The 20,159-nt window shown below is 48.0% G+C and carries 20 protein-coding genes; 6 read left to right on the plus strand and 14 right to left on the minus strand.

Annotated features, from left to right (window positions below; all coding sequences use genetic code 11):
• The first annotated feature begins 109 nt into the window (after positions 1–109).
• Positions 110–571 (plus strand): Lrp/AsnC ligand binding domain-containing protein, encoded by a 462-nt coding sequence (locus OIR97_RS13795; protein WP_169544240.1) that lies wholly within the window; start codon positions 110–112, stop codon positions 569–571.
• Here OIR97_RS13795 and OIR97_RS13800 read toward each other — a convergent pair.
• The 12 genes from OIR97_RS13800 to OIR97_RS13855 all read right to left on the minus strand — a co-directional run bounded on the left by OIR97_RS13800 (position 561) and on the right by OIR97_RS13855 (position 14,634).
• Positions 561–1,016 carry a D-Ala-D-Ala carboxypeptidase family metallohydrolase gene (locus OIR97_RS13800; RefSeq protein WP_169542842.1) on the minus strand — a complete coding sequence of 152 codons (456 nt, stop codon included), beginning with the start codon at positions 1,014–1,016 and terminating at the stop codon, positions 561–563. The genes OIR97_RS13795 and OIR97_RS13800 overlap by 11 nt on opposite strands.
• Positions 1,017–1,043: 27 nt before the next feature.
• The gene (locus tag OIR97_RS13805) at positions 1,044–1,880 is read right to left on the minus strand and encodes a DUF3108 domain-containing protein (RefSeq protein WP_169542843.1); all 837 of its coding nucleotides are present in this window, start codon (positions 1,878–1,880) and stop codon (positions 1,044–1,046) included.
• Positions 1,881–1,952: 72 nt separating this feature from the next.
• Positions 1,953–2,756: an undecaprenyl-diphosphate phosphatase gene (locus OIR97_RS13810; protein WP_169542844.1), complete on the minus strand. Its 804-nt coding sequence runs from the start codon at positions 2,754–2,756 to the stop codon at positions 1,953–1,955.
• A gap of 130 nt (positions 2,757–2,886) precedes the next feature.
• Entirely contained in the window at positions 2,887–3,468 is a 582-nt protein-coding gene (locus OIR97_RS13815) for a class GN sortase (RefSeq protein WP_169542845.1), read from the minus strand.
• 2 nt (positions 3,469–3,470) lie between these two features.
• On the minus strand, positions 3,471–5,513 hold the full coding sequence (locus tag OIR97_RS13820; RefSeq protein ID WP_169542846.1) for a marine proteobacterial sortase target protein: 2,043 nt from the start codon (positions 5,511–5,513) through the stop codon (positions 3,471–3,473).
• Positions 5,514–5,705: 192 nt separating this feature from the next.
• Positions 5,706–6,659 carry a helix-turn-helix transcriptional regulator gene (locus OIR97_RS13825; RefSeq protein ID WP_169542847.1) on the minus strand — a complete coding sequence of 318 codons (954 nt, stop codon included), beginning with the start codon at positions 6,657–6,659 and terminating at the stop codon, positions 5,706–5,708.
• A gap of 5 nt (positions 6,660–6,664) precedes the next feature.
• Positions 6,665–8,824 (minus strand): xanthine dehydrogenase family protein molybdopterin-binding subunit, encoded by a 2,160-nt coding sequence (locus OIR97_RS13830; protein ID WP_169542848.1) that lies wholly within the window; start codon positions 8,822–8,824, stop codon positions 6,665–6,667.
• The gene (locus OIR97_RS13835) at positions 8,821–9,288 is read right to left on the minus strand and encodes a (2Fe-2S)-binding protein (protein ID WP_169542849.1); all 468 of its coding nucleotides are present in this window, start codon (positions 9,286–9,288) and stop codon (positions 8,821–8,823) included. Before OIR97_RS13835 ends, OIR97_RS13830 begins: the two co-directional genes overlap by 4 nt.
• A 112-nt stretch (positions 9,289–9,400) precedes the next feature.
• Positions 9,401–10,303, minus strand: coding sequence for an agmatinase (gene speB, locus OIR97_RS13840; RefSeq protein WP_219821517.1), 903 nt, complete (start codon positions 10,301–10,303; stop codon positions 9,401–9,403).
• A gap of 5 nt (positions 10,304–10,308) precedes the next feature.
• Entirely contained in the window at positions 10,309–11,337 is a 1,029-nt protein-coding gene (locus OIR97_RS13845) for a 1,9-bis(guanidino)-5-aza-nonane synthase (protein ID WP_169542850.1), read from the minus strand.
• 7 nt (positions 11,338–11,344) lie between these two features.
• A complete protein-coding gene (locus tag OIR97_RS13850) occupies positions 11,345–12,544 on the minus strand; it encodes a type III PLP-dependent enzyme (RefSeq protein ID WP_169544244.1) in 1,200 nt (399 codons plus the stop codon).
• A gap of 185 nt (positions 12,545–12,729) precedes the next feature.
• Entirely contained in the window at positions 12,730–14,634 is a 1,905-nt protein-coding gene (locus tag OIR97_RS13855) for an ATP-binding protein (protein ID WP_246201898.1), read from the minus strand.
• 258 nt (positions 14,635–14,892) lie between these two features.
• Between OIR97_RS13855 and OIR97_RS13860 the strand changes: the two genes are divergently transcribed.
• Positions 14,893–15,201 carry a putative quinol monooxygenase gene (locus OIR97_RS13860; protein ID WP_169542852.1) on the plus strand — a complete coding sequence of 103 codons (309 nt, stop codon included), beginning with the start codon at positions 14,893–14,895 and terminating at the stop codon, positions 15,199–15,201.
• A 36-nt stretch (positions 15,202–15,237) separates the two neighbouring features.
• Here OIR97_RS13860 and OIR97_RS13865 read toward each other — a convergent pair whose 3' ends face one another.
• Positions 15,238–16,155, minus strand: a complete 918-nt coding sequence (locus tag OIR97_RS13865; RefSeq protein WP_169542853.1) for a LysR family transcriptional regulator — start codon at positions 16,153–16,155, stop codon at positions 15,238–15,240.
• Between the two features lie 115 nt (positions 16,156–16,270).
• On the opposite strand from OIR97_RS13865, the gene OIR97_RS13870 reads away from it, so the two are divergent.
• From OIR97_RS13870 to OIR97_RS13885, 4 genes are all read left to right on the plus strand, one after another.
• A complete protein-coding gene (locus tag OIR97_RS13870) occupies positions 16,271–16,564 on the plus strand; it encodes a DUF1127 domain-containing protein (RefSeq protein ID WP_169542854.1) in 294 nt (97 codons plus the stop codon).
• Between the two features lie 244 nt (positions 16,565–16,808).
• Positions 16,809–17,570: a crotonase/enoyl-CoA hydratase family protein gene (locus OIR97_RS13875; protein ID WP_169542855.1), complete on the plus strand. Its 762-nt coding sequence runs from the start codon at positions 16,809–16,811 to the stop codon at positions 17,568–17,570.
• Between the two features lie 101 nt (positions 17,571–17,671).
• A complete protein-coding gene (locus tag OIR97_RS13880) occupies positions 17,672–18,115 on the plus strand; it encodes a macro domain-containing protein (protein ID WP_169542856.1) in 444 nt (147 codons plus the stop codon).
• A 110-nt stretch (positions 18,116–18,225) separates the two neighbouring features.
• On the plus strand, positions 18,226–19,452 hold the full coding sequence (locus OIR97_RS13885; RefSeq protein WP_169542857.1) for an MFS transporter: 1,227 nt from the start codon (positions 18,226–18,228) through the stop codon (positions 19,450–19,452).
• Here the strand turns inward: OIR97_RS13885 and OIR97_RS13890 are convergent.
• Positions 19,443–20,153 carry a trimeric intracellular cation channel family protein gene (locus tag OIR97_RS13890; RefSeq protein WP_219821520.1) on the minus strand — a complete coding sequence of 237 codons (711 nt, stop codon included), beginning with the start codon at positions 20,151–20,153 and terminating at the stop codon, positions 19,443–19,445. The genes OIR97_RS13885 and OIR97_RS13890 overlap by 10 nt on opposite strands.
• Positions 20,154–20,159 lie beyond the last annotated feature (6 nt).

A 20,159-nucleotide genomic window follows, 5' to 3' on the forward strand; every position in this document is an offset into this window, starting at 1 on the left:
CCAGTGAAAACTCTTTTCAATCCAGCCAATATTTGCAGCTATTTCGGTTGTTTGTTTCAAATGAACTAAATTGATGGTTAAATATTCCGATATCCTCTATAATTATAAGATGATTGATGAAACTGACCGAATAATCCTGAGCCTTCTTCAAGAAGATAGCCGAATTACCAATTCTCAGCTTGCGCAACTGGCCGGACTTTCTGCATCTTCCTGTTGGCGGCGCATCAAGAGCCTGGAAGAGATTGGTTTAATAAAAGGATATACAGCAACACTGGATCGAACGATTGCCGGCTTTGGATTTGCCGCTATCATACATGTCGGTTTATCCCGCCAATCTGAAAATTCGGTTGCTGAATTCTGCAGAGCGATCGAGGAGCGACCCGAGATTCTTGACTGTTACGCAACAACGGGGGATTCAGATTATCACCTTCGTGTCGTTGCACGGGACATTGCTGACTATAATGACTTCCTGGATAATTTTTTATTCAAATTAAAGGGTGTTGCCCATGTTCGGTCCAACATCATTCTAAAAGATATAAAATCCGGTCTTCAGCTCCCTCTTAACCAATAAGCCCTTGGCTAAAGGATCCGTCTGAAAAGGTAAGACATTCCTGACGGCACTGGTCAGCGACAAAAGAACAATGCACCCATCCGCTATTTGGATCGCCCGGTTTATAACATTCTAAAATAAGCTGATCAAACTGAAGGTTTTGATACATCCATTCCGCTAAATCAAAATTGCTGACCCCAGGCACCTCAATATCAACGGCCTGCCCTTTTACATGTTGCGAGCTGTCTTTCGATTTAAGGGCACGGTTAAGCGCAAGGCACCGATAGCCGCTATTAGGCCTGAACGGTTTATTATAATGCTTCCGGACGGGCTCCAGAATATTTTCCGCCAGTTGTTTTAGGCAGGCAATTTCCTGCGGTCCCGGGGTATTATCAATCTGCAGCCGTGCTGCAAGATCACTGCGTGTCAGTTCACTTAATGAAAAATGTTCACTTAACTGCATCATCCCCTCCTGAGATTGCGATAAACACATCTACCGGGCTGATTTGCTCGCCAACTGTACACGTCCATCTGTATATTTTTCCAGATGCATTTCCATACTGCCAAGGTCGGTCTGAACCTGCATGCGCACCGGAACCGGACGTCCGTCTTCAACAGGCTTGGCAACCCACACAATAAGTTCTTCGTCTTCATCAAGTTTATAGTCTGCGTCGCGTTTGAACCCGCCCTTCTCAATAATATTGATACGACAGCCTGAAGCTTTTCCTGAAAAAACTGAATATTTTGAGGGTTTGAAGACTTTTTCTCCGGCATCCGTCAATTTTACATCATACCGCCGCCGACCATCAAAAACCGGATAATATCCGTCGCATCGATTATCCGTTTCATAAGACAAGACCGCCGACAGGATCATCGACATGGGATCCACACTGTTTCGAAGACCATCTTTTGGAAGCGGCGTGTATTTTTGAAGATTGGTATTCTTCTTGCCAACCAGCTCAGCTTTCACATCGCCGTCAGCGTCGAATGTAAGCGTCGCCCCTCTTTTCTTATCATTCCACGCACTTTGGTGAAAATGATAGTCAGGGACGACTTTGTTTTTGAAAACCGTGCCACTGGACGTCGCATTCGCAATCCATTCAAACATCCAGGTAAGGGAACTGTTAGATCGGGCTTCGCTCATGATGGCGTAGGTATTTCCTGCCTCGCGAACGTCTGTTTTTACACTTCCAAGATACAGCCCCCCCAGATAAACCGAGTGCTTTAACCGCAAAGGCTCATTTGCACTTGTTTCTGTTGCAAAACTCATCGTCAGCATCGAAAAAATGAATACGGGTAGAGAACCTGTCGCAACCAGCCTTCTGACCATTTTGCCCCCAAATGACTGTTTGATGATCCTAATATATGGGGAGTTTGTGATAAATATTCAACGGACGGGTTGTTACGTCAGCAAATAAAAACCAAATAGTCCGCAGGCCAAAACAACCCGATAAATAACAAAAGGCATAAAGCCTATTCTGCCAATCCAGTTCATCAGCAAACCGATAACCAGATAGGCAACACCAAAAGAAACCACACCGGTTATGAGCGCATCCAGACCAAGGTCAACATTTTCTGCCTTCAGCAAATCAAAGGTCAAAACAACACCGGCACCCAATATTACGGGTATAGAGAGCAGCATGGAAAATCGCGCGGCTCCTTTTCGGTCCACCCCACAAAAGCGGGCGGCTGTCATCGTAACGCCAGAACGGCTTGTCCCCGGAAGAAGGGCCAGAATTTGAAACAGACCAATTACTAGCGCATCCCAATTGGACATCCCGCTCACAGTTTTTTTGTCTTTACAGAATTTATCAGAGATACCGAGCAAGACACCAAATATCAACGTCGTCGAGGCGATCATTAACAGGGATCGCATGTCCGTTTGTAGAATGTAGAAAAGCGCCCCCCCTGCCAGAATCGCAGGAACCGAAGCGATCACCAGATGGCGAAACAACAAGCGGGCTTCCTTTACCTCCGTTTCAGTGCCGATCTTAAAGACACCTTGAAGGATCTCGATCAGGTCGGTCCGGAAGTAGGCGATAACGGCCAACAGACTACCGACATGGGTTGCAACATCCAGCATCAGCCCTTGATCGGGCCATCCCGTTAGCAGCGGCACCAGAACCAGATGTCCACTTGACGATATCGGGAGAAATTCAGTTACTCCTTGTACAATCGCCAGAACCAGTATTTGCAATATTTCCACGGGATGCCTTCTAACCGAACTGTTAGTAAGTAAAGTGTTGAATTGAAAGAAACATACTCACCAATAACGTCAGAAAAGTGACACTCTTTTTAGTGTTAATCCATTAAAAAATTATTGATATTTCATATTCTTATGACCGTGCCACCGCTGGTGCCGGGTTTGAGTGCGCCTCCAGAATAACGACATACCGTCGATCTGTATCAGGATTTAACCCATCAAAAGGATAGCAAGTTACCAAAACCAGCAATGACCTTTCGGAAAGATGCGGAACCGACAAATTTTCGGCCGGTATGATGTGGGTCTGCATGACCTTATAGATTTCTGCTTTCCCCGATTGGCGTTCCACCGTTGCAGTGTCACCAATAACCAGATCCTGTAGAAACTGGAAATGTGTGTCTCGATGCCCAAACAAGATAGTTTGATTGTCGTTGGGGTATAGGACTGGGCCAAATGCCAGATTACGTGCGTTATCACCCGCCAGAACAAATCTTTCGATCTGCAATGCGGGAACTGCGAGACGCGCCACAGGAAAGCTGTCCGCCCATGGCCACGGTTTTTCAGACCGTCCAGTCTCGCGTTGCTGTTCCCAAGCCTGCTTGATCAACACAGGGGCTGCCCACGCTTTCGCTGCCAGAAGACCTGCCTGTCCCAATTGCCACATCGCCAGAAGCAATAATCCGCCGAACAAACAGGTTGTTAACAACCGTTTCATGATCACACTCCCTCCCTTTTTCGCCAAAAAAGTAAGGACACGGCTGCGAGGAACGACATCAATCCACCGATCAACAAAAGGTTCATAGGGGTCGCAGTCTGAGGTCCATAAATCTTTTCCCAGGAGGTTCCTTTGGGAAGGTTCCCGGCAATCTTCATCTTGCTCATAAAATCTTCCTTAATCCGGGCAGGGGTCTTATCGATAGCAATAAAACTTGTAAAAGGACTCATGATTTGATGTTCCAGAGCAACATCCAGAACGGCTGTTCGAACAATTTCCGGATCCATTCCACGGGCGGAGGCATCCATCAGGCTTTCCACTTTATGGGACGCCCATAGCTTTCCAATATCCGTTGAACCTTTCTGCTGGGCATTGGGTAAAACGAAAGAGGTTCTTTCTCCATTTGGCAAGGTCCCCGAAACTGTCTTAGGACGATCACCACCTGTTGTTTTTGCAACATACACAATTGGCCGCCGCCCAAATAAATCTGGTAAAATCTTTGGGTAGATTTCGACATCTGGTCCAAGATCCAGTCCAACGTCTTGTAATGTTGGCTGAGACATATCTTCAAACAGGGAAACCAACTCGGCTCGGGCTTCATTCAGGTTTGAAATCTGCACATATGTACCCCGCCCGAATTCGGCGGCTTTGCGCATGAACCAACCATTTGGCGCACTGCCAACACCCACCGTAAACAGTCTCCTGCCGTCCAGTTTATCGTTCACAAGCTGAAACATATCGGCTTCATTCGTGACAGCACCATCAGTTAAAAACATAATCTGCTTTTGAAAGCCTTCAATTGCTTGATCAGATAACGCACTGGCCAATGCCGGATACATTTCCGTACCGTGTTCTGCCATCAGCTGGCCGACAAATTCCTTGGCGACGACGATGTTTTGAGGTGTGGCGGGTCGACTATTCCCGAACAGACGGAAATATTCACTATTAAAGGCGATAATTTCAAACCGATCAGCCGGTTTTAACAAGTCCAGCGCGGTGGACAATCCCGCCTTGGCCTGATCCATTGCCGTGCCGTGCATCGAGCCGGATATGTCAAGAATAAAGGTTACATCCCGCGGCTGCTGATGAAATACTTTTCCCTTTTTAGGCGGCAGTATAAACCCCATACTATATTCAACATTCCCATACTGCTCCTGAAAAACAACCGGACGAACCTGATCCCCCAAGGCGAATGACCAATTGAGAATGAAATCCCGATCGGCAGGCACGCCCCCTTTTTCAAGGGCAATGCGTGCGTCCCCTTTTTTGTCAGGGGAACTGACAATTGCGTGTGAGGGACTGGTAATTTCCTGATATCGATCAGCCTGTGCAACAACAATGTCAAAGCCGGTTACATTTTCGTTGCCGCTAGCACTGAAATAGTCCTGACTTGGAAATACATTCGTTTCAACATTTTGAGCCCCCGGCTCGGCGTCTGTACCAACCGTTTGAACAGAGGCACCGGAGACAGGACTGTAACGGGGAACGATCGCTTGCGGCATGCGCCAAGAAAAGTGAGTGCCGGATTGCCTGGCCAATGACTGAAACGAAATATCGACTTGAACCTGCCCACCCGGCTCTATATTGGCCACCCGCGTTGAGAACATGTTTGGCCTGTATTGAGTGAGCAAGGCACTTACTTTTCCTTGAGACGCAGCTTTGACATATGCCCGCCTTGCAACTTCTTTTTCTTTAATCTCTGACACAATGGTGCGTTCGCCAATCGTGAGTTTCATCTGATCGACGGCAGCATCGTCAGGAAGCGGGAAAAAATACATTCCTTCCACCCAATCATTCGTGGGGTTTCGATATGTCTGCTGAACTGTTGTTCTGACAACATGCCCCGTAATACGGCTTGTGATGTGGGATGTCAGAAGAGAGGCTGAAACCGGTGCAGCCCTTTTTTCAGTAAGTTTCGCATTAAACCCGTTCATGGGTTGCAACAAGAGCTTAGCACCTTCCTGTTCCGCCGAGGCCGCAGAGGCCCAGATGCCCAACAGCCCGACAATATTCAGCAACAGCAACGTTCGGATAATACCGCTCATTCCCAAGAAATTTTTTCTCAGGAACGGTATGAATATATCAGTTTCAGCGTGTTCTCTGAACCTTGGATTGCTATTGTTCATTGTTTTTACCCCGCATTTCGAATAGGGGCATAATCACAAGCAAATGCGGCCGGACTGAACCGGGAACAAGGAATTATTGTGGAAAGATTAAGGCGGGTCCAGACTGGCTTATCACAAGGATGCCTTGAATTCAGATGGCAGCATACCAATCGCTTTTTTAAATTCTCGGGAAAAATGGGCGGCGTCACTAAAACCGGCAAGAAAGCCAACTGCGGCAAGATTGTCAATTTTCTCAGTCATATAAAATATGGCCATTTGGCACCGGACAGCCATGATACAATCACCGAACCCTGAGCCTTCCTCTGATAAGCGGCGCTGTAACGTCCGCTCTGTCATATTCAACTCAAGAGCGATCTGCCGAACAGTCCAGCGCCTGCCCAGATCACGTATTAGCACGCCCCCAACTTTGCGCGAATAAGGCCCCTGTCCGGCTTTGGTGAGGCTACCTAACAGCGTCTCTTCTCCCTCAAATGCTGGAAGATTAACTTTCTGAATACCCCGCCAGCTAAAATGAAAATCCGTGGTTTTCTCACTAATCTCGATTGCCTTGACCAATTGGCCGTCTTCAAGGATCTGACTACCATCAATTGCCAACGACAGCGAGAGACAGCCATAAAGCTTTAACAGACCTGCCAGCAGCCCCGCGATAAATAGATCTTCAGAAGACAAAGGCGCTTCAGGCGTTTTTGAAAAATGCCTTACCGTCAATTCATTGGCGGATTTTGCAAGGATTTCAGTCCCGTGCCTTGAATGAAAATAACGTTCAAAACGAGAAAAACGATCTAACAATTCATCAACAGACTTGGCCCTCAACAAAAAATAGGCAAACGGGCTGTCATAAAGCGTACAAATGCTTAGGCCTGCTTCTAACACGCAGTTCACACCATGACGGGAAAACCCGTTTTCTAGAAGCCTTCGTTTCAACTGGAGGCCGACTTTGGGCCCTAAAGAGTTGTCTGGGCTGAAACCATTTTGAACATCATCCAAAATTCTTTGACGAGCAAATGACCTGGTAATCAATTGCACCAGAATACCACTGCTAAAATCCTCAACTTCAGAATTCATTTGGCTCATGTTACCGGCAATGAAAGAATGGTTTCACCTCTAAGGAGAGACATCGCATTTGTGATGGCCGCAGCCCCGGAAACAATTGCTGTCTCTCCGGCTCCTGTCGGTGGTTCATTCGACTTGATCAGATCAATTGTCATTGCCGGTGCCTCCTCGTAACTGGCCCAAGTGTAACTATCAAAATTGACAGATGAAACTGAATTTCCATCTCTGCCGGCGTCTTCATGCAAGACGGACCCCAGACACCACATTAAATTGCCCTCGACCTGTGCTACAACCTGATCCGGATTAACGACAATACCACAGTCATGAACAGACCAGAGCTGGACAACCGAAAGCTCACCACTTTCTCGTTTGCGTACTTTTGCGACAGTTGCAGAATACGACATATCTTTGTAGATACCGCACGCAACGCCATAGGCCGTATCTTCACTCTCAGATCGGTTATTCCAGCTGGACAAAGCTGCAGCCCGTTGCAATACCTTCTGCAATCGCAGGTGCCTTCCAGACAGTTGATCCATCCTGAATGCCAAAGGGTCCTTGCCCGCCAGAACGGCCAGACGATCCAACGCTGTTTCAATCGCCCAACAATTTGGCATGGCCCCTAAACCTCGCCACGGACCGGTGTCTATCGGCAATCGAACATCTTCGAATTCGATCATCTGATTTGGAACATCATAAGGCAGGAGCGCGCCCCGCGCGGCTCCTTTATCGGCAATCAGGCTGGTCACAGACTGCATCCAGTCTGGCAGGAAAGCGGAACTGAAAATAACATGACCAGACTTGAATGCATGCCACCAGCTTTCAATCCGCCCCTGATCGTTGAGCGTTGCCCGAATTCGATGCTGCGAAGGTGGCCGGAAATATGTTTTTCGAAACTCATCCTCGCGTGTCCATTGAAGTTTAACCGGCTTATTTACGTGTTTCGCCAAACGCGCGGCGTCCAATTCGATACCGCTGAAAACCTTTCCACCAAATCCGCCGCCGATCCGCTGATTATGAATAATGATTTGATCTTCGCTGAGGTCAAAAAAATCGGCGATTTGGCGATGAGCAATCGTTACATCCTGAGATCCCGTCCAAATTTCGAGTTGCGGATGTTTACTCTGTTGATAACGCGCAATGGCTGTTCTTGGCTCCATCGCAGCATGGGCGGCCAATGGTACGGTCAGCGTTATATCAAGTTGGGGCTTACCCTTCCCTATGTCACCCTGATGCGCCAGCACATGTTCTAGAGATCCCGGTTCTGTGTGACCAGATAACGACAAACCGTCGTTCTGCACGGGCTGGGCAGGCAAATCCCAACTCGCCGTTCTCAGATATTCCGCGTGAACCCTTTCAAGACTGTTTCGGTTTGTAGCGACGACAGCCAACAAACCGTCCTCCTGCACAAAATCAACATACCCCGGGATGTCCGGCGCTTTATTCTCCGCAATGGAGGCCAAGCCCCCGTTCGAATTCGGGGATGTTAAAAGGCGGGCATAGACCATATCCGATAAATTGATATCATCGACAAACATAGGTTGAGACGCCGTCACCAATGACTTTATGAGAGGCGTCGGTGTTGCCTGACCTATGAACCGCCCTGTTCGCCCGGCTTTGAAAGAAACCGGCTTTGCCTGACCAATTAGATCTTCACTCAGCAATAACGGCTCTGCCAGCAACTCAGCCAATGGAATTGATTGTTTGTCTGGCAACTTGAACGTTGCACCATGAATAACACCTTCGTCACCCGATCTGCCCAGTTTGGCGTCAGCGCGCCCAACAAGCTCCTTCCGAATGGCCGCAGCAGCAGCCGCGATCACTGGCCCGAACGAAAGAATTGATTCAGACCCCACGGTCGCCTTTACTGCGTTAAAACGATCGGTTCGCGGATGAATATACCGAACTTGATGGAGGTCAATTCGAATTTCTTCAGCAATAATCTGTTGGATTCCAATGGAAATACCCTGCCCCATCTCCGCGCGCGGGCTTACAAATTCCACGGTGCCATCTGGCAATAAGGCGATCCATAACCTTGCCTCTTCCGCAGTTGGATCATTCCTATGCGGTAGCGGCGGAAACGCACATCCGTTCAGGCAGGTTGCAGAGATACCGGCGGTAGACCAGCCGAGTAGCTTTAAGAACTCTCTTCGGGACGCCTTGGAGAGGTTGGATGTCATTTTGTACCTCCCATTTTTAACTGAGCCTGCCGAAGGGCCTTTCTTATGCGCGGCTGGGTTCCACACCGGCACCGGACCCCACTCATTTGCTCTGTGATTTCTGCCTCTGTCAACGGTGGGGTTGATGCCAGTAACGCCGCGCCGGTCATAATCTGACCATTTTGGCAATATCCGCATTGCGGAACATTTTCCTTTATCCAGGCTTCCTGAACCGGGTGCAGATCATCAAGAGTGGCCAACCCCTCCAATGTGACCAGATCACTGTTTTCGATGTCAGATACTGTTAGGGAGCAGGATCGTTCCACATTGCCGTCCACATGGACACAGCACGCACCGCAAACACCAATCCCACACCCGAATTTTGGACCTGTAAGCTTAAAATGATCTCGCAAGACCCATAGCAACCGATAATCTGACCAGTCATTTGGCACTGTGACAACGGTTCCGTTTAGATTGAAATTCATCGCGCACCCTCCTTGAATAAACAGAAGGTACCCAATTCACATTCAATTTGATTGAACGATTACGCCAAAAAATCAGCTTCGTTTCAGGCGATATCTGGCTTCCGAAACGTAGCTATTTAGCAAGCGCGTAATTCAAGATCTTATAAGCGAGTTTCGCAGCGAGAAAGTTTGGCGCAGAGAAATTCGGAATGGGTGCCAATTCATTGATGTCAGCACCGACAATTGTTCCCATACCAGAAGCAGCCCGAATAATATTAATCGCCTCCGACCAAAAGAAACCACCGGGCTCCGGGGTGCCGGTTGCAGGCATCAGGGAGCTGTCAAAACCATCCAGATCAAAGGTAAGATAGATGGGCCGGCCTTTTAAAGGTGAAACAATCTCATCAATATTCCAGCTTTCACGATCTTTTCCCCAGTGAACTGTAATACGATGGCTGTTGGCCTCCAGAAACGGGATCTCTTCTGCAGAAATATTTCGAATGCCGACAGACACAATTGAAACCGTAGGATGATCCAGTACCCGGCGAATGGCTGCCGCATGCGAAAAATGTTCACCCTCATAACCATCTCGAAGATCAGCATGTGCATCAAAATGCAGGATGATCAAGTCATCAAACTTCTTTAGAAACGGCCTTATTGCTCCTGGAGTGATGGAATGCTCCCCACCAAAAACCAGCGGAAATTTCCCGGTCTCTAAAATCGCATGTGTAATGTTTTCAAGCCGGGTCAAAGCCGCCGCTATATTTCCGCTTTCTACGGGCTGATTTTCCAACGTTGTCAGCCCGTATTTCCGAAAAGGCTCGCACCAGAATTCCTCGTCAAACAGCTCAACCTGATGACTTGCTTCAATCATAGCGGCAGGCCCCTTGGAAGTACCCCCACCATAACTGACAGATGCCTCCAGGCCAAAGGGAACGATCACAGCCTTTGCATCAGATACGGCATGACTGTCTGATTCTGGCAGCCCCAGAAATCCATCTTCTGAGGGCATAAACGCAAGGTCTGTGATCGACATAAGAGTTACTTTTCGAAAAGTTTTGCAAAATTCCGACGCGGTCGATCTTTACCGCCGCCATCATGGTAAACAGAGGAGGCAAGCAAAGGAACAACCGTTGTCGCTTCAGCATACACCATCTGCTCCAGGGCCGTATCAACCTTACCCCAACTGGATGCCTCTTTTAAAGTAGAAGACGAACAGGCACCATCACGCACATCAGCAACAGTAATCTGCACTGCGTATTTATGCATATCAACTTCTTTACCCAGAATTTCCGCGCAAACGACGGTGTCTTGGACAAAGTTTTTAGGAACACCGCCGCCAATCATCAACAGCCCGGATGTACCCGCCGCCATTTTGATTTCCGTAAGCTCCCTAAAATCCGCAACGCTATCGATGCTCATATAATTGCCGGGATTCTCCACCTGGTGTTTCACAAGACCGAAGCCCGCGGAACAATCGGAGAAAGCAGGCACAAAAATCGGCACATTATGGTCATAGCAGGTTTCGATGAGGCTCTCTTTCTTGACAGCGTTCTCCTTCAACCAGCGCCCCATTTCCCAGATAAATTCCCGGGAAGAATAGGGACGCCGCTCTAAACTGTCTGCAATGACTTTTGTTGCTTCATCGCAGGCCTGAAGCTGTTCTTCATCAATATAGGTATCGTAAATTCGATCAATGTAGAGATCTCGTAATTGGGTATCATCCGCAAACGGGTCGCCTTGATAATGCTTGAACCCAAGAGCCTCAAAAAAGTCCATATCAACGATGGACGCGCCGGTCGATACAATGGCATCAACCATGCCAAATTTCACCAGATCCCTATATACGTCCATGCACCCGCCAGCAGAGGTCGACCCTGCAAGGGTCAAAATGACGGCACAATCCGGATCCTTCACCGCCATTTCAAAAATCCGTGTCGCACGCGCCAGATCCCGGGATGAAAAAGACATATTTTCCATGGCCCGCACAATGGGACGGGCGTCAAAACTCGTGATATCGATATGCTCGACGGGCTTGATCAATAAATCAGATTTTTTTGTCATACTCATGCGTTCCTTAATCGATCGCAACAACTGTTTCTGAATAAAACCCGTTAAACTGGGTCTGCATGGCGTAACCGTACGCGCCCAGATTCTGAAACAGGATCCAGTCTCCTTCGTTGATGGTTGCATCCAGCTGGAAAGGTCCGCGCATCACATCAAGGCTATCACAAGTCGGGCCATACAATTGAAAATTAGCGCCGGGGCCCGCCTTTAAAGCACCTTCGCTTGAATAGACTTCCAAAGGATAGGGCCATTTGGAAATGCCAGCATCGAACAAAGAGCCATAGGTCCCATCGTTTAAATAAAGCGATTTCCCTTTTCTAAGTTCCACCCGGACAGCCACACTGCCGGCTTCCGCAATAAGGGCTCTACCCGGCTCACAAATAATATCAACATCCGCCAGACCTGCTGACTGGATAGCAGTGTCAATCGCATCAAAGTAGGATGTGAGTGGCTGCACGTCCATGCCCGGATAATAGACAGGAAATCCACCCCCTACATCAAGCCGATCAATAGGGATACCTGAGGAGGAAAGCATCGCCGCAATCTGATGAATGGACCTGCCATAATCCTGAGGGTCCATACACTGCGATCCGACATGAAAAGTGACGCCAATTCTTGATGCATGCAAAGAGGCCCTTTGCAGCAATAAAGGGGCTTCATGAATGGACGCACCAAATTTACCGTTGAGCGGATGGACGGCTGTTTTCTGTTCAACCTGAACCCGCAAATACAAATGAAGCCCTTCCACCTGAGCGGTTTCGATTTCAATTTTCTTCAGCTCTTCCAGACCATCAAAAGCAAAATGCCGAACACCCATTGCACAGGCTTCACGAATGGCACGGCGGCTTTTCACCGGATGCATAAAATACAGCGTTGCTTCTGGAAAAAGACCAAGAACATATTTCACTTCCCGAAGGGAGGCGACTTCAAAATCACGAATGCCTTCATCCCACAATAATTTCAGAACAGCCATATGCGGGTTGGATTTAACCGCATACATGCTTTTTCCTTTAAAGTGGTCCCTGAAAAGAGATGCCTGCATCCTGACTTTTTCGCGGGAAAGAAGATGCAACGCGTCCTCGCATTCTTCTGTGACAATCGCATCAGAAGGGCTTCTATAAACGCGCAGATCAGTCAACGCGCAGAGATCGGATGCACGGTGAAGAGAATTCTCAAAAGCAACAAACTTTGGTTGTGACGGTCGGACCATGTCAGCAAACCCCTCAATCAATCCAGCCGAATAATTCGGCAAACCAAAAAAGGACATTTGCGTCGTTGCCCGTACAATATCTCAAAAATTGAGGAACGCGTCGTGGCACGTGCGCTTAAACGTCGAGGCACTTCTGCATTTAAACAAATTCAAAAGCAAGCGGTTTTTTACCGGATCAGTTGTCTCTAGTCAGACAACAGGATGACAGGGGAATTGACAAGTCTTTTGTAAGGCAAGCGAATTTCAACACGAGTGCCTTCATTTTCCCGGCTTTTTAATTTCAGATCGCCATCATGCATTTCAATGATGGATTTTGAAAGGGGCAGGCCAAGGCCCGTTCCTTCAATAGAGCTGGACGTCGAAAATGATGTCCGAACAAAAGGTCGCATTACAGAATTAATCTCTGATTCTTCTATTCCATGACCATTGTCTTCGACAATAATACTGAAGTAATCCTCGCGATCAGCCGAAACCGAAATCTTTACATACCCATTTTCAGGCGTGAATTTTACCGCATTACTCAGCAGATTAATCATGACCTGCTTCATTTTTCTCTTATCCGCCAGAATGCGGTAATTGGTTTGCTCGCAGACGTCAATTTGGATTGATTTTTCTCGGGCCTTTGTTTTCAGCATGACCACAGTCCAGTCAATAATTTCGGCCAAAGAAAATTCTTCTTCATCCAGTTTCTGTTCTCCCGCTTCCAGACGGGAAAAATCAAGAATATCATTGATCAGCGACAAAAGATGCTGTCCGGACGATAAAATATTTTCAGAATATTCATGGTATTTCGCGTGGTGGATCGGACCAAATATTTCCTTTGCGATTACTTCGGCAAAGCCAATGATGGCATTTAACGGCGTCCGCAGTTCATGGCTCATATTGGCAAGGAACAATGACTTGGCTTTTGTGCCTTCCTCCGCTTGCAATTTCGCATCTATCAGTTCAAGTTCTGCGAAATGTTCCTGCGTTATGTCCTGCAAGGTCCCCCCCAGCAAAACGGGCTTTCCGCTTTTATCAAAATGTAACCGTCCAATTTCCCGAACATAGATCATTGTCCCGTTCGGACGCACCATCCGATATTCAATTTGATAATCATCATGATTTTCAATTGCCCATTTGACAACGGAATCCATGCGCTCCAGATCATCCGGGTGGACCCTGCTGCGATAACTTTCCGCCGCCGGCTTTATGTCTTCCGGATCGTATCCCATAATCCGTGATGTTTCTCGCGACCAGTCATAGAAATCGCCGTCCAACTCGTGAATCCAGTTTCCAATATGGGCAACGGACTGGGCTTCTTCGAAACGCTCGTTCAAGTGTTGAAGTGCTTTTTCCCGCTCTCTGAGTTCCGTAATGTCCGTCCGAATTGCAACAGTACCGCCAGAGACAGTCTTGAATTCTGACAGCCTGTAAATCCGTCCGCCTTCGAAAATCTGTTCTTTTGGTTCAGACGGATTTCGATGCTCATGAAGTCGCGCCTGCACCCATTGTTCGGCCGCGTCAAGATCAACAAAATAATTAGACTGTGCGGCTTGATGACGGATAAGCTCTTCGAAATGCACACCGGGTGCCAGAATATCCTCAACAGAAGAAAAAAGTTCTACATAACGCTTGTTAAAGGCGACAACCCGATCATCAACATCAAAAATAATGAACGCATCCGAGATGGATTCCAGTGCCTCCACTAGAACCTTTTCTGCTTTTTCGGCGCGCGATTTGGCGATTTGCAAATCCGCGGTTTGGGCCAGAAGTTTTCGCTGCGTAACCTCCTGGCTTCCCACTTCCGCATTTAGGGACGCTATTGCAGGCAGAAAAGCCGAGATACCAAAGGAAATGAAAATCAACCCCGGCAGATACCCGAAGATCCGCCAGATTTCGATAAATTCCTCACCGGAAAGACTGACAGGCGCTGCGAAATTGGGTCCAACAAAAAGAAAATCGAAAAAAGACGTAAAACTCACCAATCCCAAGCCGATGGTCAACAAACTATGGCCAATTTTTACCCGCGAAAACTTGCTTCGCTGAACTATAAAATAGGCAAAGGAAAGGAATAAGCACAAAAACAGTACAAGTTCGCCAAACACCATCACTGTTTTACATATTCCTTATCTGAGCGAGGTCTAGACCTCGCCGTTATTTTTTTCGACAGTATGACCTGTGAATACCACAGCAGCAATCTAGATATACAAAATATGTTGCTGAGTTGTTAAGAAACAAGTGAATTCACCTTTTAGGTTTTTTGCGAAAGGCAAAGAAGGATTGTTGAAAAAATCCTTTTTCACTGCGTATTATTCTGTAAGCTGTGATCCAGCACGATAAAAAAACGAAAAAGAAAAGGAACGCAGATGCTGAATATTGTTGCCATGATTACCACAAAACCCGGGAAACGCGCCGAAGTCCTGGAAGCTTTTAATGCTAATGTTCCTGCCGTGTTGGCAGAAAAAGGATGCATCGAATATGCCGCGGTCGTTGATGCCGAAGACATCGGTCCCTTTCAAGCAAAACTGGGCGAAAACTGTTTTGCTGTTATTGAAAAATGGGAAAGCAAAGAAGCCCTTATGGCTCATGCGGTTTCACCACATATGAAAGAATACGGCAAGAAAACTAAAGACATGGTCGAAGATAAGGCCATTCACATCTTGTCAGCAGTCTAACCAGACCCCCGGGGTATGCAGTGCTCTGGATATCCCTTACAAGCATTCCAGTTCGCCGACCTTGAACGCTTCAAAGCTGGCGATAACATGTTCGCGCACAGCTTGAGCGACCTTGTCAAGGTCTGGGCGCGCACGCAACCGGATCTGATAGACACCGAGATCCTGAAACCCTTCTGTCTCAGTTAAACGAACAATTGGCTCATCGATGAAGGATCTCGGGGCGACAGCAACAGCCAGATCCGACTGGATGGCGGCTCTTTGTGCAACCGTCGAAGAGGTCATATACGCTGATCTGTAGCTTCTGTTCATCCCTTGCAAGGACCGGATCGCCAATGCCCGCCAGACGCATCCCGCTTCCCACATGGCAATCGGCAGAGGGTCTTGCAGATGAGCATGCCCCCCTTTCAATCCCACCCATACCAACGGCTCTTCCAATGCAACGATTTCATCTTTATGCATTGGTTGATCAGGAGAAGCTGTCAATAATATAACATCCACTTCTCGTTCTTCCATTCGCTCAATGAGGCGCTCGGTTGTATCAATAACCACATCTACGGTCACCTGTGGATGAGTACAGGCAAATTTCCGCAAAATAACCGGCAACAATCGGCTACCATAGTCATCAGGCGACCCCAGTCGCACAGTCCCTGTCATTTCAGGTTCTAGAAAACGCGCCAATACTTCATTATTCAACGCCAGTATCTGTTTGGCATAGCCCAGCAACATTTCCCCATCTTCGGTCAATCTCACTGATCGCGCATCTCGCACAAATAATGAAGCTCCCAGCGTATCTTCCAGTTTCTTTATCTGCATGGATACTGCAGACGGTGTTCTAAAGACCTGTTTGGCTGCCTTTGAGAAGCTTCCAACTTCGGCAATGGCGATGAATGTTTTCAAAAACTCCATATCCAAACTTGACAGCAATTGATCTTTAAAAATTTCGGCTGGTTTCATGCAACACCTCCGTGTTCAAAAAAATTGAACGTTACCTTCAAATCTATTCGTTTGATTGAACCATCAATATCATTAAATGTCCAGTTATAGAAACTCTGATGAGAGGAGAATAAAAATGACATCCCCAGTATGCTGCGACAATGGTTATGGAAAATGCCACAATGCCGAACCTCTGAACCCGACTTTGAGGATCTGGGAATGGGCAGCCCGGACCTTGAAAAAATATCGTGATAACCGAGCCAGTCAGAAAACGTTCAGTTTATTACTCGAACATGATGATTATATACTCCGGGACATCGGGATTAACCGAAATGACATCTACCGCCTGAGAGCGCAAAGTTTCGATTACGATCCTATTGTTGAGTTACAACGCCTGCGACGCGAACGGCTCCGCAATCCTACGGATTAATCACCGACCGGGCATCACCCTTGGCACAATCACACCAGCTGACTTTGGGGGGGCTCATCCCCAAAGTTAAGAATGATTTGTTGTCCCCAACTTGGTCCGCACCGTTTCTTCAATTGAAATGGTGCCTACCTTTTAAAGACTGACCCTGCACTGTCATATCCAGCAAGGACGATCAATCATACGGGATAAATCAGTTTGCTCTTCCTCCCCTTCTCGTCAATACTGATACAAAAAGGAGAGCAAAATGGCTCAGAAAATCCTGATCCAGAAAGACGGCCCGATCACCATCATCACGCTTAATCGGCCAGAAGTCAGAAACGCCCTTGATCACGAAAGTGCTGACCTTCTTGCGGCCGCATTGCAGGAATTTGATCAAGATGGTGAGCAGCGCGTTGGTATTATTACAGGCGCAGAAGGGAGTTTTTGCGCTGGTGCCGATTTAAAGGAAGCGGCCGAGAATATTAATTACAAAGCCTGGGCCGGTCATCCTGACGGCCCGCTGCACAAGCCTTTATCCAAGCCTTTGATTGCCGCTGTCTCTGGCGCGGCTGTCGCTGGGGGTCTGGGTATCACCTTATATTGTGACATTCGAATTGCCGATGAAACCGCTGTTTTTGGGGTTTTCTGTCGGCGATGGGGCGTCCCGATGAGTGATGGAACGCCGACCCGACTGCCGCGGCTGATCGGAATAGGGCCCGCGATGGATATGATGCTTACAGGCAAAGGCGTGACTGCCGGGGAAGCGAAAGAGCTTGGTCTGGTAACCCGATTGAGTAAGTCGGCACACCTTCTGGACGACGCAAAGAAACTGGCTCATCAAATTGCGGCGTTTCCGCCTCTCGCGATGCTGTCAGACCGTCATGCTCTACTGGATCAGGAAGGCCGGACTGAAGCAGAAGCCCTTCAACGCGAAATGGAATTTGCACAAGAAGCACAGTTCAATGAAGCTCAATCTGGTGCAGACCGTTTTGCTAAGGGAGAAGGCCGACATGGACGATTTCATTAAAGTACCTCCTGTAAAATGAATGACAGAGGGCAAGTCGTCAATATAGACGGACCAATGAGGAGAATAGCCCATTGTTTGTGGAAACCGGCAGATTCATATGTATGGCGAGCCTAACACTCACCCTGTCAGGCTGCACGAATGTGGCTCGCGTTGAAAGTGAGCGCGCAAAAACGGACTTGATAGGCCTGACCAAGACAGACTTGATGACCTGCGCTGGCGTTCCTGAACGTGTCGGGCAAACCACTGATGGACAGGAATTTTACAGTTATTCCAGCAAGAAATCTGTTCAAGTACCCTCAGATGCAGGCTATCCCGGATTTTATCCGAGTGTCGGGCTCGGGGGCCGGCGCCACAATATGTTTGGGACTTGGCACTTTTATGGGGGAAGTCGCACCGAAACGCGCGAATGCGTTGCAACGATTGGTCTAAAGGATGACAAAGTTGCATCGATTTCCTTTCGGCAAAATGATGCTGATGGGTTTGCTATTGCACAATGTTATCAGATAATCCGAAACTGCCTTCCGCCTGCCAAAAACAAGCAATAGCCGCAAACACCTTGCGAATGTCAAAAAGAGTAGCCTTTCCTAAAGTGCTCCTTATGCTGTCCTAAACCTATTTCAAAATCTGGCCAATTACTGGAATTCGGATCGCTCTTATGTTTTTAACGTCCAGCACATTGCCATTTCTAATTCGGGAATGGCGGTTTTTACTATTTGGCCTGTTGCTTACTTTCTGGTCCGGCCCGGGGCAGACATTTGTGATCTCATTGTTCGGCAAACAGATCCGCCAGGATTTTTTGTTAAGCCATAGTGAATACGGCGCTTTATATACCGCAGGCACGTTACTAAGCGCCCTTTGCCTTTGGAAAGCAGGTCCGCTTGTCGATCGAACTCCCCTCAGACAAATCGCTTTTAAAATGGCCGTCTTAATGGTTGTTGTGACGGCTTTATTCCCCTTCGCGTTTGACCTCATCAGCTTGTTTCTTGGTATCTTTGCCTTGCGCTTCTGTGGTCAGGGAATGCTCAATCATATCTCGCTCACTGCCATGGCACGCAGGTATGAAAACGAGCGAGGACGGGCCCTTGCGATTGCCGGTCTCGGGTTTCCTCTAGCAGAGGCCCTGCTGCCCCCATTGATCGTTTACGGACTTGCCATCACTCAATGGCAGACCCTCTGGTATCTTCTTGCAGCCTGCATGGCCCTGACATTACTTCCCCTTATCCCATATCTGATTGTACGCACCCCTGATCAGGACGGCGGCGGAGCGTCCACGGCTGATGGACAAAGGGAAGATCAACAGACAAATTGGACAAGGGCACAAATTCTGAAAGACGGTCGGTTTTACCTGATTGCCATCACACCGATGATGCAATCCGCTGCCATCACTGCGTTTTTCTTCCATCAGGTCTTTTTAATCGAAGAAAAAAACTGGTCCTTTGGATGGTGGAGCCTGTGTTTTACATTTTTTGCGGGCTTTAGCCTGCTCGGTGGTGTTTTTTCGGGCATTCTGGTGGACCTTTTCCGAGCACGCCGGCTAGTGCCCTTCATCCTTCTCCCTCTCGCGTTAGGGATCTATCTTTTCGGCCAATCCGAACAATCGTTTATGGCAGCGGTTATTATGTCTACCTTGGGCTTTGGTGCCGGCATGACAAACCCTGTTATGTCGTCCTTGCTACCCGAACTATATGGCACCCGCCATTTAGGAGCGATCCGGGCAGCCGCGACCGTTGTCATGGTGTTTGGATCCGCCCTTGGACCAATCCTTCTGGGATGGGCCTTGGATGCGGGTTTTGATATCATCAATATTTCCAACAGTATTGCAGTCGCTGGATTAATCAGTGGGTTACTTTGCTACATTGCGGTTAAGCAGGATCAGCCGTAATCCCGCCCCGCGCGCCCTTTATACCTTGGCAATGACCATCCAAGTGCTATCCCGCCTGCTCGGATCAGGAAACCTACCAATATGGCAATAAAGACAGCGAAAACCTGTGCAAGTCCTGCATAGGTAAGGCCAAGATAACTTCCGGCCGCGAATAAAGCCGCCGTTACATAAACTTCGGGCTGTAACAGCAACGGTTTTTCGCCAGCAGCAATGTCGCGCGCCAATCCGCCAAATGTTGCTGTCATAACCCCAAAGGCGACAGAAGCCAACGGAGATGCCCCACTTTTCATCGCAATATGCGCGCCCATCACACCAAAAGCGGACAGTCCGACCGCATCTGCCCACAACAACGCTACATAGCGTTTTTGAAGTTTATGCGCCGTAAAGAAAACAAGAACGGCAACTCCAAAACAAACGACAAGATATCTTTGGTCCGTGATCCAAAAAACCGGGCGATCCAAAATGAGATCCCGCAAAGTACCTCCACCAATACCGGTCAATGTCGCCATCAGGGTAAATCCGACGATATCCATTTCCTTGCGGCTGGCGACCAGGCTCCCGGACGCTGCAAAAACGGCAACTCCCACCAAGTCGAGTATCGAAATGAGCAAATTTAATTCCATGGTCAAACTATGGCATAGAAGCTTCAGCAGGAAAACGCTTGATAACAAAACAGCACCCGCTAAAGTAAAATAACTCAATAATAA

Origin of the sequence: Sneathiella aquimaris (assembly GCF_026409565.1) — a bacterium.
Taxonomy (GTDB): Bacteria; Pseudomonadota; Alphaproteobacteria; order Sneathiellales; family Sneathiellaceae; genus Sneathiella; species Sneathiella aquimaris.

What these genes read in the sequence shown, in the direction of transcription:
- OIR97_RS13795 (WP_169544240.1), top strand. Translation starts at nt 110, where the DNA reads ATGATTGATGAAACTGACCGAATAATCCTGAGCCTTCTTCAAGAAGAT.
- OIR97_RS13800 (WP_169542842.1), bottom strand. Translation starts at nt 1,016, where the DNA reads ATGATGCAGTTAAGTGAACATTTTTCATTAAGTGAACTGACACGCAGT.
- OIR97_RS13805 (WP_169542843.1), bottom strand. Translation starts at nt 1,880, where the DNA reads ATGGTCAGAAGGCTGGTTGCGACAGGTTCTCTACCCGTATTCATTTTT.
- OIR97_RS13815 (WP_169542845.1), bottom strand. Translation starts at nt 3,468, where the DNA reads ATGAAACGGTTGTTAACAACCTGTTTGTTCGGCGGATTATTGCTTCTG.
- OIR97_RS13820 (WP_169542846.1), bottom strand. Translation starts at nt 5,513, where the DNA reads ATGAGCGGTATTATCCGAACGTTGCTGTTGCTGAATATTGTCGGGCTG.
- OIR97_RS13825 (WP_169542847.1), bottom strand. Translation starts at nt 6,659, where the DNA reads ATGAATTCTGAAGTTGAGGATTTTAGCAGTGGTATTCTGGTGCAATTG.
- OIR97_RS13830 (WP_169542848.1), bottom strand. Translation starts at nt 8,824, where the DNA reads ATGACATCCAACCTCTCCAAGGCGTCCCGAAGAGAGTTCTTAAAGCTA.
- OIR97_RS13835 (WP_169542849.1), bottom strand. Translation starts at nt 9,288, where the DNA reads ATGAATTTCAATCTAAACGGAACCGTTGTCACAGTGCCAAATGACTGG.
- speB (WP_219821517.1), bottom strand. Translation starts at nt 10,303, where the DNA reads ATGTCGATCACAGACCTTGCGTTTATGCCCTCAGAAGATGGATTTCTG.
- OIR97_RS13845 (WP_169542850.1), bottom strand. Translation starts at nt 11,337, where the DNA reads ATGAGTATGACAAAAAAATCTGATTTATTGATCAAGCCCGTCGAGCAT.
- OIR97_RS13850 (WP_169544244.1), bottom strand. Translation starts at nt 12,544, where the DNA reads ATGGTCCGACCGTCACAACCAAAGTTTGTTGCTTTTGAGAATTCTCTT.
- OIR97_RS13855 (WP_246201898.1), bottom strand. Translation starts at nt 14,634, where the DNA reads ATGGTGTTTGGCGAACTTGTACTGTTTTTGTGCTTATTCCTTTCCTTT.
- OIR97_RS13860 (WP_169542852.1), top strand. Translation starts at nt 14,893, where the DNA reads ATGCTGAATATTGTTGCCATGATTACCACAAAACCCGGGAAACGCGCC.
- OIR97_RS13865 (WP_169542853.1), bottom strand. Translation starts at nt 16,155, where the DNA reads ATGAAACCAGCCGAAATTTTTAAAGATCAATTGCTGTCAAGTTTGGAT.
- OIR97_RS13870 (WP_169542854.1), top strand. Translation starts at nt 16,271, where the DNA reads ATGACATCCCCAGTATGCTGCGACAATGGTTATGGAAAATGCCACAAT.
- OIR97_RS13875 (WP_169542855.1), top strand. Translation starts at nt 16,809, where the DNA reads ATGGCTCAGAAAATCCTGATCCAGAAAGACGGCCCGATCACCATCATC.
- OIR97_RS13880 (WP_169542856.1), top strand. Translation starts at nt 17,672, where the DNA reads ATGGCGAGCCTAACACTCACCCTGTCAGGCTGCACGAATGTGGCTCGC.
- OIR97_RS13885 (WP_169542857.1), top strand. Translation starts at nt 18,226, where the DNA reads ATGTTTTTAACGTCCAGCACATTGCCATTTCTAATTCGGGAATGGCGG.